At 63.3% G+C, this 12,891-nt stretch carries 13 protein-coding genes; 6 read left to right on the top strand and 7 right to left on the bottom strand.

From position 1 onward, the window contains the following. Positions 1–439, bottom strand: a 439-nt coding sequence (locus F4V54_RS08630) for a M20/M25/M40 family metallo-hydrolase (RefSeq protein WP_249041270.1), incomplete at its 3' end; no start/stop codon positions are given. Continuing rightward, on the bottom strand, positions 432–1,130 hold the full coding sequence (locus F4V54_RS08635; protein ID WP_249041271.1) for a class A beta-lactamase-related serine hydrolase: 699 nt from the start codon (positions 1,128–1,130) through the stop codon (positions 432–434). The genes F4V54_RS08635 and F4V54_RS08630, both read right to left, overlap by 8 nt. A gap of 135 nt (positions 1,131–1,265) precedes the next feature. Here F4V54_RS08635 and amn point away from each other — a divergent pair, with 135 nt between their 5' ends. Genes amn through F4V54_RS08650 form a run of 3 tightly spaced genes read left to right on the top strand, consistent with a single transcriptional unit; the run spans position 1,266 to position 4,555 of the window. Continuing rightward, the gene (amn, locus tag F4V54_RS08640) at positions 1,266–2,675 is read left to right on the top strand and encodes an AMP nucleosidase (protein ID WP_150386873.1); all 1,410 of its coding nucleotides are present in this window, start codon (positions 1,266–1,268) and stop codon (positions 2,673–2,675) included. A 42-nt stretch (positions 2,676–2,717) separates the two neighbouring features. Further along, complete coding sequence (locus F4V54_RS08645) at positions 2,718–4,025, top strand: glycosyltransferase 87 family protein (RefSeq protein ID WP_170253138.1); 1,308 nt, start codon at positions 2,718–2,720, stop codon at positions 4,023–4,025. A 5-nt stretch (positions 4,026–4,030) separates the two neighbouring features. Next, positions 4,031–4,555 carry a gamma carbonic anhydrase family protein gene (locus F4V54_RS08650; RefSeq protein ID WP_150386875.1) on the top strand — a complete coding sequence of 175 codons (525 nt, stop codon included), beginning with the start codon at positions 4,031–4,033 and terminating at the stop codon, positions 4,553–4,555. On the opposite strand, the gene F4V54_RS08655 is transcribed toward F4V54_RS08650, so the two are convergent. Next, on the bottom strand, positions 4,511–5,566 hold the full coding sequence (locus F4V54_RS08655; protein WP_150386876.1) for an ROK family protein: 1,056 nt from the start codon (positions 5,564–5,566) through the stop codon (positions 4,511–4,513). The two genes, F4V54_RS08650 and F4V54_RS08655, sit on opposite strands and share 45 nt — an antisense overlap. Before the next feature lie 21 nt (positions 5,567–5,587). Continuing rightward, the gene (locus F4V54_RS08660) at positions 5,588–6,346 is read right to left on the bottom strand and encodes an NAD-dependent deacylase (RefSeq protein WP_150386877.1); all 759 of its coding nucleotides are present in this window, start codon (positions 6,344–6,346) and stop codon (positions 5,588–5,590) included. A gap of 44 nt (positions 6,347–6,390) precedes the next feature. Between F4V54_RS08660 and F4V54_RS08665 the strand changes: the two genes are divergently transcribed. Continuing rightward, positions 6,391–8,046, top strand: coding sequence for a DUF885 domain-containing protein (locus F4V54_RS08665; RefSeq protein WP_150386878.1), 1,656 nt, complete (start codon positions 6,391–6,393; stop codon positions 8,044–8,046). Here the strand turns inward: F4V54_RS08665 and F4V54_RS08670 are convergent. Then, on the bottom strand, positions 8,043–9,092 hold the full coding sequence (locus tag F4V54_RS08670) for an AbrB family transcriptional regulator (RefSeq protein ID WP_428840490.1): 1,050 nt from the start codon (positions 9,090–9,092) through the stop codon (positions 8,043–8,045). The genes F4V54_RS08665 and F4V54_RS08670 overlap by 4 nt on opposite strands. A 25-nt stretch (positions 9,093–9,117) precedes the next feature. Between F4V54_RS08670 and F4V54_RS08675 the strand changes: the two genes are divergently transcribed. Then, positions 9,118–9,858, top strand: coding sequence for a TSUP family transporter (locus tag F4V54_RS08675; RefSeq protein WP_150386879.1), 741 nt, complete (start codon positions 9,118–9,120; stop codon positions 9,856–9,858). A 21-nt stretch (positions 9,859–9,879) separates the two neighbouring features. Here F4V54_RS08675 and F4V54_RS08680 read toward each other — a convergent pair whose 3' ends face one another. Beyond that, entirely contained in the window at positions 9,880–11,385 is a 1,506-nt protein-coding gene (locus F4V54_RS08680; RefSeq protein ID WP_150386880.1) for an amino acid permease, read from the bottom strand. Positions 11,386–11,483: 98 nt separating this feature from the next. On the opposite strand from F4V54_RS08680, the gene F4V54_RS08685 reads away from it, so the two are divergent. Continuing rightward, entirely contained in the window at positions 11,484–11,798 is a 315-nt protein-coding gene (locus F4V54_RS08685; protein WP_150386881.1) for a HigA family addiction module antitoxin, read from the top strand. 3 nt (positions 11,799–11,801) lie between these two features. On the opposite strand, the gene F4V54_RS08690 is transcribed toward F4V54_RS08685, so the two are convergent. Next, a partial coding sequence (locus F4V54_RS08690; protein WP_282958588.1) for an ATP-dependent helicase C-terminal domain-containing protein occupies positions 11,802–12,891 on the bottom strand: 1,090 nt, incomplete at its 5' end.

Below are 12,891 nucleotides of genomic sequence, written 5' to 3' on the forward strand. Positions count from 1 at the left end.
GGGCTTCCTCATCAGCGCAGCCCACGAAGGTCAGCGTGCCGCGCGGGCGTTGCGCGGCCTGGGCCACTTCGCGCGTCACCGTAGCCATCGCCGCGGTAATGAACAGCATGTCCATTGCGCCACGCCCGTAGATTCGTCCGTTCTCAATCTCCGCGCCGAAGGGGTCCTTCGTCCATTTTGGCTTATCGACGGGCACCACATCCGTATGCCCCAACAACGTCAACGGTTCCGCCTCGGGGTCCGTCCCTTCGACGGTGAACGCAACGGAAACGCGACCGGGGTGCGGCTCAAAACGCTGCACTTTCACGTCGGTGCCGGCGAAGAACTCCTCTAGGGTCTCAGCGTTGCGTACCTCCTGGCCGGAATCGGGGGTGAGGTCGTTGACGCAGGCGTTGCGGATGAGTTGGCGTAGCAGATCAATGGTGGTTTGTTCAGTCAACCTTTGCCTCCTTGAGATAGTCGGCGACCTGGGTGAGTGCCTCTTGGCAGTCTTCCTCGGAGCCGTCGAGGGATCGGGCGGCGATGGCGATGCCGTACGTGGTCTCATCAATTGTGGTGAAGCCGAATTGGCGGGTGTGCCATGATCCGTCGTCGGCGTCGGACCAGCCACCTTTGAATGGCACATTATCGAGTTGGCCGAGGCCGTAGCGATGTTCGTCCACAATTTTATGCATATCGGCGATCACCGGGTTATCCTCCGGCACCGCCGCCAACTGGTACCCATACCGTGCCTGACCAGGCAACGTCCATGCCGTGGTGCCCCACGCGGGCTGAGGCTTCACCGTCACACCACTCTTAGCTATTTCCTCCGACACCAGCCGGCTCGCATCCGCAGCCGACCCAAGGCAGCCCCAGAGTTGGTCGGTGGCATCATTATCCGACCATTCGATGGCCGCCTCCGTGAGCTTCTCTAACGCTTTTTCCCCGTACGAGCAGTGTTTTTGCGCCACCAGCGCAATGGGAACCTTGATGGTGGACCAGGCCGGCATGACACCCACTGAACCAGCAGTTATATCCTGCGTACCGTCAAAAACGGCCACGCCCACCTGGACATCCAGCTGCTCCTCAATCTCGGCCACGTTCTCATCCAGATCACTCAGATCTAGGTGTGGCCCATCAGAGAGAGCCACTACTGGCCCCATTTCAGGCATTGATGGCCCCGCCAGATATGAGCAGCCACTCACAGTTACCCCAACCGCAATGAACGCGCACGCCAGCGCCGCACACCGTTTATTCACACCGAGGATCTTATAGGGTGGGGGGACATGGGGCAGTTGGATGTAGTGGGTGGTGTTGGTGAGGCCGTCGATAAGCTAAAAGAGCTGTATGCGACGTCCTGCGAGCGTGCGCGTGAATGCGTGGCCACCGGCGACTATGCGCGCTACAACGAGGTGCTCTACCCGAAAATCGCGGTGCGCATCACCCAGTGGCGGCCGATCGACCGCTCCCAACCTTTCGGCTACGTCGATGAGGCCGGCACCTACTCCGCGGTGATCTCACGGCCCGACATGATGGAGTCCTACCTGCGCCACCAGCTCGAATGCCTGGCCGCCAACTATCCATGCGAGATTTCCGTCGGTTACTCCGACGTAGGCATCCCGCCGGAATACATCCGCGGCCACGGCCCCGTCAGCGAAGCGCGCCGCACCGACATCCCACGCCCCACGCTTGACGACGTCCACGATGCAATCATCGACGGCGACTGGGACGCCTTCCACGCCTCCGAAAAACCCCTCTTCCACTTCGGCCCCCAACGCTTCGACATCGCCTGCGAACGCATCGAGCATTACACCGGCATCGACGTGGAGTCCGTGCAGCGCTACATCCTGTTCACCAACTACGACATGCACACCCGCGAATTCGTGCGCTTCGGCCTGAACGAACTCGCGCGAGAGGGCACCCGGTACACCGCCCTGCTCCTGCCAAACGGCCGCCGTATCACCCCCGCCGACGTTTTGGACGTTGATGCGGTGGCTGCTGACGTGACCTCGAGCTACCAAATGCCGCGCTACGACCTGGTGGCGGAGAATAATTCCGGCGTCACCATGATCAACATTGGTGTGGGGCCGTCGAATGCGAAGACCATCACGGACTGTTTGGCGGTGCTCCGCCCCGAGTGCTGGATCATGATCGGGCACTGCGCCGGCCTGGACGCCCGCATGCGGATCGGGGACCTCATCCTGGGCAACGCCTATGAGCGGCGCGACCACGTGCTGAACAACCACATTGAACGCGAGCTGCCCATTCCGGCGATCCCGGAGATTCAGCGGACACTAGAGAAGGCCGTGAAGCGGATCTACGGGGATGAGGAGCAGGCCCTCATGCGCACCGGCACGGTGCTGTCCACGGATGACCGCAACTGGGAGTGGCAGACCCCACGGGACCTGTGGGCGTGGCTGCGGGGATCGACGGCGGTGGCGGTGGACATGGAGTCTTCCACCATCGCCGCGAATGGCTACCGCTACCGGGTGCCGTATGGGACGTTGTTGGCGGTGTCGGATCTGCCCCTGCATGCGGTGCCGAAGTTGCCGGCCGCGGCCCAGGCCTTCTACTCCAACTCGAAGGAGGCACACGTCATGTGTGCCGTGCGGACGATGGAACGGTTGGCTAAAAATCCGGAGCGATTGCGGACACGTAAGTTACGTCGGACACAAGGAGAGGTCCCGTTCCGCTGAGCTTACCGACGTTTCCCCTTCCCACCGGGTATGTTTTCCACTGTGAGAACCGGTGAGAAGCGCAGTGTAAAACAAATCGCGGGACAGGCAACGGTGGCGTGCGTGCTGCTTGTTGCCTGCGGGGTGATTGTGTACCGGTACTGGGCGAATTTTGCCGAGTACAACAGCGTGTTCAAGACAGACATTCCCCTTGACCTGTGGATCTACCTGCGTGGCGGGGAGCGTGTCATCACGGGGGAGGCACTCTACAGCGGGAACATTATTTTTGACCTGCCGTTTACCTACCCGCCGTTTTCAGGGCTGTTGTTCTCGTGGCTGGGCGTGCTCGACGACATTGTGGTGACGGTGCTGTGGCACACCATGTCGATTGTGTGCACCCTGGTGGTTTTGTGGTTGTGCTTCGCGCGACTGGGGGTGAAGATGACGCCGGCGTTCGCAATCATCCTCCCCGCTTTGGCTGCTTTCTTCCTCTTGGGTACGGAGCCGATGCACGCCACCTTGTTCTGGGGCCAGGTGAACATCCTGCTCATGCTGTTGGTGTGCTTGGATTTCCTGCCGAGTAGGTACCGGCTGCCTGGTGTCGGGGTGGGTTTGGCCGCTGGGATTAAGCTGACGCCGGCGTTTTTCGGATTGCTGTTTTTGGTGCAGCGGCGCTGGGCGGCGGCTTTCGGGAGTTTTGTCACGTTCCTTGTCACCGTCGCCGTCGGTTTCGTCGCAGTGCCGGACGCGAAGGCCTTCTGGACAGACGCCATGTTCTCCTCCGACCGCGTCGGTGACCACTCGAATCCGGGGGCGCAGTCCATCAAGTCGGTGCTGGTGCGCGACTTTGGCATCGAGTCCGGCGCGGTGTGGCTGGCGTTGGCCCTTGTCACTGTGGCGTTGGTGGTGTGGGCTGCGTGGCTGGCGGTGCAGCGCGATAACGTGCCCATCGCTATTGGCCTGGTGGGGCTGGGTGCGTGCCTTGTTTCACCATTTTCCTGGTACCACCACTGGGTATGGATTCTGCCTTTAGGCGTGGCCATCCTCGTCGGGGTGAATCAGGCCGCAGCGCGTGTCATGCCGGCGCAGCTCGCAGGGCTGGTGTCCTGTCTGGTCTTGTTCCTCGTGATGGTGCCGTTCGCGGCGACGAACATTGAACCCATCGTGGGTAAACCGCGCGCTGCCCTGTACGTGTTTGCGGGGCTGGCGCTGATCATTGGGTACATCCTCTACGCGAAGGTCCTCGCCCACCTTGCCGCCAAAGGCGCCGCCACAAGCGACGCTAAGAGCGATGCCGATAGCGACATCACAAGCGACGCTAAGAGCTCTTCCCAAAGTGCTGAACCGGTGCTTGGCGAGCCACTACGCTAGGGCGCATGCTGTATAGCTTTGAAGGCGCATACCCGGTTATTCACCCGACGGCGTTTGTGGCGAAGGAAGCTACGATCATCGGCAACGTCACCATCGGCCCAGACGTCGCGATCTTTCCTGGCGTGGTCATCCGTGGTGATGTTGGCGCCATCCACATCGGTGCCCGCACCAATGTCCAGGACGGGAGCGTCATCCATGTCCAAACGGACACGGAGAACGTGATCGGGGAGGACGTGACCATCGGCCACCTTGCCATGGTCCACGGGGAGCGCATTGGCAACGGCACCCTCATCGGCATGGGCGCGACCGTTCTCGCGTACTCCACGATTGGTGCCGGCTGCATTATTGGGGGTGGGGCGGTGGTCCTTGAGGGCCAGGAGATCCCGGACGGCTCCCTCGCCGCCGGTGTCCCCGCCAAGATCCGCCGCGACGTCAGCGCAGACGAGCGCGCCGGGCTGATCACGCATGCGACGAAGTATGTGGACCTAGGGCGTCGTCACCGTGAGGGGCTCGCGGAGTACCAGGTCTAGGGCCACTGCGCGGGCAATATCGCGCACCATTTCGCGGTGCGTGGGAATCATCCGTAGGGACGCTTCTGGCAGGGCGGAGCGGACGGAGCGGGCGAAGAGGGAGGGGGCCAAGGGGTCGTCGATAAGCGCGGAGCCTGCGATAACCAGCGCGGGAGTGGAGTGCTCCTTCATGAGACCTGCGGCGAGTGCGCCAAGTTGCTGTGCGCGCGCATCAAGCTTCTTGCGTAACGACGCATCCCCCTCCGCCACCCTCACCGCATCCACCAACGTCTGGCCGCCGAGTACCCCACGGGTAGTCAGATCTGGCCGATCCACGGCGATGGGCAGCACCCCCTTGTCCTGGGTTACCGCCGCACCGATCGAGTCGTCTGCGAACAAGGCCATCATCGGCGCGCCATCCACCGTCAGCGCAGACTGGATTTCCGAGCCGATGATCGCGGCCACCGCCGACGTCACCTGAACTGGCACGGAGAACTGCTCCCGCATTTCGGAGCCGAAAGGTGCATCCTTCCACCCCAAGTTCGGCGCGTTGACCACGCCGTCGGGGCTGACGCTACCGGACGTGGTCACCCCCACCGTGGCCAGCGGGCGCCCCAGGTCCGCCATGAGGCGGTTGAGCCCGGCCATGATGTGCTGGATGAAGTCATCCTGGCTCATGTCGGCGACGTGGATGTCCAGTTCGGAGTCGCGGATAGTGCGGCCTTTGATGTCAAAGAGCGCGGCGTAGGTGGAGCCAGTGCCCACGGCGATGCCTGCGTGGATGGCCTGCGTGTCTGTGAGTTCAAGCGGGATGATCGGACGGCCGCGGCCCTGGGAGCGGGTGAGATCCGTGCGCTCGGTGACGTATCCGGCGCCGATGAGCGCGGCGATGGCCCGGGTGACGGTGGGCTGGGAGAGGCCGGTTGCGGTGACGAGCTCACTGCGCGAGGTCACCTGGTTGAGCCGCACGAGGTGGAGGCATTTCGCCGTCGGGTTGTGCGGGCGCGAGAAGGCAGACCATTGAGTTGTCATGGTGAATATATTACGGCCTACCTAGTCAAGGTTGGCTATCAGTGCGGGCAGCGCTTTCGCTGCCGTGTCCACAAGAGTGACGGTGGCGAGCGGTGTGAGGTCGGTTTCCATGGGTGTGACCTCGATGATGGGGGTGCCTTGTTCGTGGGCGAGGCGGGGGAGTCCGGCGGCGGGGTAGACCACTCCGGAGGTGCCCACGATGACTACGAGGTCGGCCTCCACCATGCGCCGCTCCGCCTCGTCCCATTCGTGGGCGGGGAGGGGTTCGCCGAACCAGACGACGCCGGGCCGGATGAGGTTGCCGCACAGGGGGCATTGCGGGGGGTGCAGCTTGTCTGTGGGCTCCTCCGGCAAGGACACCTTCCCCTTGTAGGGGCGCGAGCAGATGGAGCAGCGGAAGGCGAAAAGCGAACCGTGAAGGTGGACCACATCGGAGGAGCCGGCACGCTCGTGGAGGTCGTCGATGTTCTGTGTGGTCACGGTGAGGGGGGTATGCGTGGCCCATTTCGCGAGTGCCAGGTGCCCGGCGTTGGGTTGTGCTTGGCTGGCGAGGCGGGCGCGCCAGAGGTACCAGGCCCACATGGTGTCGGGGTCTTTGGCCCAGGCGTCGATGGATGCCATGGCGGTGGGGTCGACGTTTTCCCAGATGCCGGTGACGGCGTCGCGGTAGGTGGCTAGACCGGAGTCGGCGCTCATGCCGGCACCGGTGAACACTTCGACGCGGTGGGCGCGGTCAACGAGTTCACGGGCACGATCAAGGGCGCTGGCACGTGTGTTCATGGGGCTCACTCTAATGCGGGGGATGACCGGTACACTCTTCTTTTATGAGTTCACCGGAGCGGCAGCCGTCCCTGCTTGATGCTACCTGCGAGGACTTTGTGTATGACCTTGCGGAGCTTTCGCCTACTGTGGCTACGACGTTGGGTATCCCCGGGCATGATGACCAGTTGCAGGATTTCTCCCCGGAGCATTGGGGCGCGTTGGCGGATCGGATTAGGGATCTCATCGCGGACGTGGATGCGTTGAATGACGGGACGGATTCGTCGGATGATGAGGATGATTTTGATTCCGTCGATTACGTCACCGGTGCCATCCTGCGCGACCGCATGGCGGTGGAATTGGATCTGCACCACAGTGGTGAGGATCTGCGGATGCTCAATAACGTGACGTCTCCGGTGCAGGTGATTCGCAACTGTTTGATGGTGATGCCGAAGGAGACGCAGGAGGACCTGGATAATCTCACGTCTCGATTGTTTGCGGTGCGGACATCGTTGGCGGGCTACCGGGAGTCTTTGGCGGAGGCGGCCAGCCATGGTGATGTGGCTACGCAGCGCCAGATTGACGCGGTGATCCGCCAGTGTGAGGCGTTGGGGGAGGACGGCTCCGTCCTGGAAACCCTTGGCCTTGCCCCCGACGCAGACGCAGTTGCCCAGGCCAAGGACGCGTTCAGTGAGATGGCGGATTGGCTCTCCACGGAGCTCGCGCCGCTGGCCCACCACGAGGATGCGGTAGGAAGGGAGCGCTACGAGCTGTTTGCAGAGTTCTTCCTCGGCCGCTCGGTGGATTTGGATGATGCGTATGAGTGGGCGTTGGAGGAGTTGAGGGGGGTCGTGGATAAGCAGCAAGCTTTAGCGCGCGAGCTGTACGACGAATGCACACCCCGCAGCGCCTGCAAACGCTTGGACACGGACCCGAACCACACGATCACAGACCGCCACGCGCTGGTGGAGTGGATGCAGCGGACCACGGACCAGGCGATTGAGAAGCTGGACGGCACGATGTTCACCCTGCCGGAGGAGATCCGCACGCTGGAATGCCGCGTGGAGGAGACCGGCACGGGCGGCATGCTGTACACCCCGCCGTCGGAGGATCTCACGCGTCCTGGTCTGCTGTGCTGGTCTGTGCCGGAGGGGCAAGATGCGTTCCACACCTGGCATGAGCTGGCGCGCATCTGCCATGAGGGTGTGCCCGGCCATCACGTGCAGCAAGGCATTGCGATGACGCAGCGCGACACCCTCAACTTGTGGCGCCGCGCCATCAACTGGAACGCCGCGCACGGCGAAGGGTGGGCCGTATACGCCGAGGCCCTCATGGGTGAGCTGGGGCTTTTCGACGATCCCGCGTACCGCATGGGCCTCCTCGACTCCTTGCGTTTGCGCATGGCCCGCGTCGCCGTGGACATCGGCGTGCACCTGCAGAAGAAGACCCCGGACGGCTCCGGCTACTGGGATGCCGCCTACGCCAAGGCCTTCCTGCGCGAGAACACCGCGATGAACGAGCAGAACCTCACCTTCGAGATCGACCGCTACATGGGCTGGCCCGCCCAGGCCACCTCGTACGCCCTGGGTTACCGCGATTGGATGGACCTGCGCTCCAAGGCCCGCGAGCGCGGCATGACCCTGCGTGAGTTCCACGACAAGGCCCTGCGCTTGGGGTCCATGCCGATGGACATGTTGGCTCATCAGATCCTGGAGACCTAGTCGCGGCGCTTGTCCATGCGGCGCAGAATCGTCGGCAAGGCTGCCGCGAACACCACGATGCAAATGAGGCGGATGAGCTGCAACGCCACCACCGCTGGACCCCCACCGCCTTCGGCGGACAGCGCCAGCACCGTTTCAATCGCGCCGGGGCTGGTGGCCAGGTAGCCCTCGAAGTAGGTGATGCCCAACCATTTGGCCACCACCCAGCCGGTGCCGGCGCAGGCCCCCATGACCACGACGATGAAGGCGATGGTGGCGGGCAAAAGGCTGGCAAAGTGCTTCAAAGCAGGCACGCTGAGCCCCCCACCGCAGGCCCAGCCGATGGACATGAACGCCACCACGGCCAGCGGTTCTGGCGGGGCGATGGTGGCGGGCAGGAGGCTGGCGATGATCGCCGTGAGGATCAGTGGCCCAAACACCGCCGGTACCGGGATGTGGCACCAGGAGGCAATCGGCTTCCCGATGATCGCCACCGCCACCACGAGCAGCCACATCCACCAGGTCACTTCAATGCCCGCGGCGTGGTTGTCGCCCGGCGCGGGGAGGAAGGAGGCGACGAGGGGCAGCGTCATGGATACCGCCAGCAGCCGTAGGTATTGGGTGAGCGCCACGTAGCGCATGTTGGCGCCGAGTTCGCTGGCCAGCGCCATCATGATGGACGCCCCGCCGGAGAGCATCGAGAGCACACCGGTTTCGCGGTTGACACCTTCGCCGTGTTTGGTGGAGTAGCCGGCCAGCAGCAGCCCGCCAACGAACCCGATACCCACGATCACGGCAGCTGACACGAGCCCCGGCACGAGGTAGTGTGCGAGTTCCTGCACGGGCACCCCCGCCAGGGGCAGTGCCGCGATGACCCCGATGATGCCGCGGCAGAACTGGTAGAAGGTGGCGTTGAGTTTCAGTTCCCGCCCGGTGCCCAGGGCGGAGGCGCCGGAGACGATGATCGCGCCGAGAATCCACGCCGCCGGCACGTGGAGAAGCGTCAGCGCGTACCCCAGCAGCACCGACACGGGTGCCACGATCATCCACCTGCTGCGTTGTTCCACGCTTGGCATAGTAGCGTGGGCGTGCATGATCGCCCTATTGCTCGCTGCCGCCGCGCTTGCCGGTTGGGTGGATGCGGTGATTGGGGGCGGGGGCCTCATCCTCATTCCGGTGCTCATGGCGGGCACGCCGTTGCCGGGTGCGGCGGTGTTGGCCACGAATAAGGTGGTGTCGGTGTCCGGCACGGCGTCGGCAGCCTTCACGATGGTCCGCCGCGTGGGCGTGCCCCGTCGCACCTGGGTTTATGCGCTCATCGCGGGTGGGTTGTCGGCGGGTGGTGCGCTCGTCGCTTCGCTTATTAGCGACGCCCTTATCCGCCCCCTCATCCTCACCCTCCTCGTGGCCGTGGGGATCTTCGTGGCGTTTAAACCGGAGTTCGGCACGGGTGAGTCTGAGCCTGTGGTCACCCGCGCCCGGCTGGCAGGTGGTGTGTGCCTGGTGGCAGCGGTGGGTTTCTACGACGGTGCCTTCGGCCCAGGTACAGGCATGTTCCTCATCATGGGCTTCACGGCGCTGTTCGCGCAGAACTTCCTGCAGTCTGCTGCCATGGCGAAGGTGGTAAACACCGCGACGAACCTCGGTGCTTTGGGCGTGTTCATCGCGGCGGGATACGTTGATTGGGTGCTGGCGTTGTCGCTGGCAGCAGCCAATATTGTGGGCGCGCAGATCGGCGCCCGGACGGTGCTCGGTGGCGGGGCGAAACTGGTGCGCTACGCCATGCTCACCCTGGTGGTCGTGCTGACGGTCTACCTGGTGCTCGATCTTTAAGCTTGCCTTGGTGCTCGATCTTTAATCGAGCACCAACGATCCGTTCAGCAGACCCACGATGGCAAAGATCGCGCCCACCACGACCACGAGGACTACGACCCATTCGAAGGTGTTGAAGGGCTTTTCGCGCTGCGCCAGGCGGGTCCACACGTAGGCGATGAGGCCCGGGATCACGGCCAAAGCCCCGAAGAGGACGTACACCGGGTCGGCTGCGTAGATGAGCCACAGGGAGTAGATGAAGCCGATGATGCCGATGACCAGGTGGCGGCGGTTGTCGGGGGTGGAGATGGTGGGGCCGGAGTCGTCGAAAAGCGTGCCGGCATGGGGATGTGAGAGGCCCTTGCCGCGGACGGCGAGGAGCACGAGGTACAACGACGAGAAGATGTACGGCAACAGGTACATGATGGTGGCCAGCTGCACCATGGCGTTGTAGGACGTCTCGTTGGCGAAGAAGACGATGACGAAGAACTGGACCACGCTGGTGGACAGCAGTTGGGCCATGAACGGTGCGCCGTTGGTGTTGGTCTGGGCGAGTTTGTTTGGCAGCAGGTTGTCGGTTGCCATCATGACGATTGGTTCTGCGCACAGCATCTGCCAGGAGATGTATGCGCCCAGCACGGACAGGCATAGGCCGATGGAGATCAGCGCACCACCCCACGGGCCAACGGCTGCCTCAAGTACGGCGCCCATGGAGTTGGATGGCAGGGCGGCGAGCTCTTCGCGGGTGAGCACACCGTAGGAAAGCGTCGATACGGCAACGAGCAGTGCGAGCACCGACAGGAAACCGATGACTGTGGCGCGGCCGATGTCCTTACGCGAACGTGCCTGTTTGGAGTACACGGAAGCGCCCTCAATACCAATGAACACCCACACCGTGAACAGCATGATGCCCTGGATTTGCTCGCGCAGCGGGATGCCGGAGTCCGCGCCCCAGAAGTCCAGGGTGAACTTGTCCCAGCTGAAGCCCACGAAGGCGATGAGCACGATGAACGCCAGGATGGGCACCAGCTTCGCAATCGTGGTGACCAGGTTCATCGCCGCCGCTTGCTTCACTCCGCGGGTGAGTGCGAAGAAGATACCCCAGGTGAGCGCCGACACCGCTAGGGCCACGACCCACGGGTTCTCCTCATTGAAAAAGGGCAGGTAGTGCCCCGCAGTACCGAAGAACAAGGTGGCGTAGCCCACCTGCGCCATGACGGAGCCCAGCCAGTAGCCCCAGCCGGCGGTGAACCCGATGAAGTCGCCCAACCCCGCACGCACGTAGGAGTACACGCCGGAATCCAGGTTCGGCTTGCGTCGCGCCAGGATTTGGAACACGAACGCGATGGACAGCATGCCCACACCGGCGATAACCCAGCCGATGAGCATCGCGCCGGGGCTGGCCACCGACGCAGTGTTCTGCGGCAGGGCGAAGATGCCGGAGCCGACGGTGGAACCGATGATCAGGGAAACCAGTGTCCAGATGGTCACTGTGTTCGCGCGGCTCGCAGCACTTGGGGTGCTGGGGGCGCTGTGGGCGTTTGTCATACCGCATAAACATACTGGGTGGCCACCAATTTTTATAAAAGCCTGGCAACAAACTGGGGGTGAGTATGTGATGATGTTGAAGGACAAAGGAGCAGAGAATGTTGAACTCGCTGACTACCACTGACTTCATTGATCCGGTCCATCCGGGGGAGGTGCTCCGGCTCGAGTTCTTGGATGGGTTTGAACTGTCGGGCCAGGCACTCGCGGAGGCCATTCATGTTCCTGCCGAGGTCGTGGATGATCTTGTGAAGGAGCGTCGCGGCCTGGATGCAGACTTAGCTATTCGTCTGGCTCGGTTCTTTAGTACGACTGAGGCGTTTTGGATGAATCTGCAGTCCAACTATGACCTGCGCGTGGGTCGCAAGGCATTGGGGGACAGCATCAAGAACATTGCGCCGTTGGAGTCGGCTTAAAGCTCACATCCGGTTTTTGGTGCGCGCGGTGGCCTGCGCGGTCCAGGGGTCTTCGGGCCAGGGGTGTTTGGGGTAGCGGCCGCGCATTTCTTTGCGCACATCGTGGTAGGGGCCGTTCCAGAAGCTGGCCAGGTCGTCGGTCACCGCGAGTTCGCGCCCAGCGGGGGAGAGGAGGTGGAAAAGTACAGGTACATTGCTTATCGACGCACCCCCCACCATCCCAAAACACTCCTGCAACTTCACCCGGACGATGGGCCGCCCAGTGGAGTAGTCGATGCGTGCGTGGGAGCCGGAGGGCACCGCGAGTTTTTCGGGGGCGAGTTCGTCCATTCGGGCTGCTTCGGGCCAGGGGAGTTGGCGCATGAGGGCGGCGTGCATGTCCAGGCTCTTGAGTGGCGTGCCGTTGGCTAGTTGTTGGATTTCGGGGGTGTAGTCGCCCTGGGTGACATCAGGCCAGGGCTCGCCGTGTTGGGCGTGGAGGAAGTCAAGGCGGTGTTTGAGAGCCTGGGCTTTCTCGGTGAGTGGGAATTGGTCGAAGGTGATGCCCGCCAGTGCTTCGGCGGCGTCGGCGGGGTTGAGGGTGACGGGCGTGGAGGTCAGTTCGATAGCACCGATGGCGGTGGTGCGGCGGGCGCGAACTTTGCCGTCAACGAGAGAGGCTGTTGTCTTTTCTTCGATGCGGTCCGTGGGCAGATCGGTGGGTGCGGCAGCGCGGATGATGGCACCGCTGCGGGTGAGTTGGACTTCGGCGGCGGCGATCCATTCGGTGGGTGTGATGCTGCTGTCCAAGGTGGCGCGGGTGCCGCTGGCAAGGAGGTATTCGCGCCCATCCAGTTGCTTGGCTACCCATTCGGGAAAGGCGGTGGCCACGACGTCGCCGGCGGGGACGGGTGCGGAAGTATCCACGAGCCGCGCCAACCTTTCCGTCACTTTCTTTGGCGCCCGTGCCCGGCTGAGATCCCCGCTGAGCCCCTCTGTGAGTGCGGCAACGGTGGGTGCCGCACCGGAGCCATAGCGCAGCAACGCGGTGCCTAGGCGGGGGGCCATCGGCATGGCGGCTAGGCGGCGGCCGTGGGAGGTGATGGTGTTGCTG

This window comes from Corynebacterium tuscaniense (assembly GCF_008693065.1).
GTDB classification, from domain to species: Bacteria; Actinomycetota; Actinomycetes; order Mycobacteriales; family Mycobacteriaceae; genus Corynebacterium; species Corynebacterium tuscaniense.

Coding starts and splice junctions, on each gene's coding strand:
- F4V54_RS08665 (WP_150386878.1), top strand. CDS start 6,391: ATGAGTTCACCGGAGCGGCAGCCGTCCCTGCTTGATGCTACCTGCGAG.
- F4V54_RS08675 (WP_150386879.1), top strand. CDS start 9,118: ATGATCGCCCTATTGCTCGCTGCCGCCGCGCTTGCCGGTTGGGTGGAT.
- F4V54_RS08650 (WP_150386875.1), top strand. CDS start 4,031: ATGCTGTATAGCTTTGAAGGCGCATACCCGGTTATTCACCCGACGGCG.
- F4V54_RS08655 (WP_150386876.1), bottom strand. CDS start 5,566: ATGACAACTCAATGGTCTGCCTTCTCGCGCCCGCACAACCCGACGGCG.
- amn (WP_150386873.1), top strand. CDS start 1,266: ATGGGGCAGTTGGATGTAGTGGGTGGTGTTGGTGAGGCCGTCGATAAG.
- F4V54_RS08680 (WP_150386880.1), bottom strand. CDS start 11,385: ATGACAAACGCCCACAGCGCCCCCAGCACCCCAAGTGCTGCGAGCCGC.
- F4V54_RS08685 (WP_150386881.1), top strand. CDS start 11,484: ATGTTGAACTCGCTGACTACCACTGACTTCATTGATCCGGTCCATCCG.
- F4V54_RS08660 (WP_150386877.1), bottom strand. CDS start 6,346: ATGAACACACGTGCCAGCGCCCTTGATCGTGCCCGTGAACTCGTTGAC.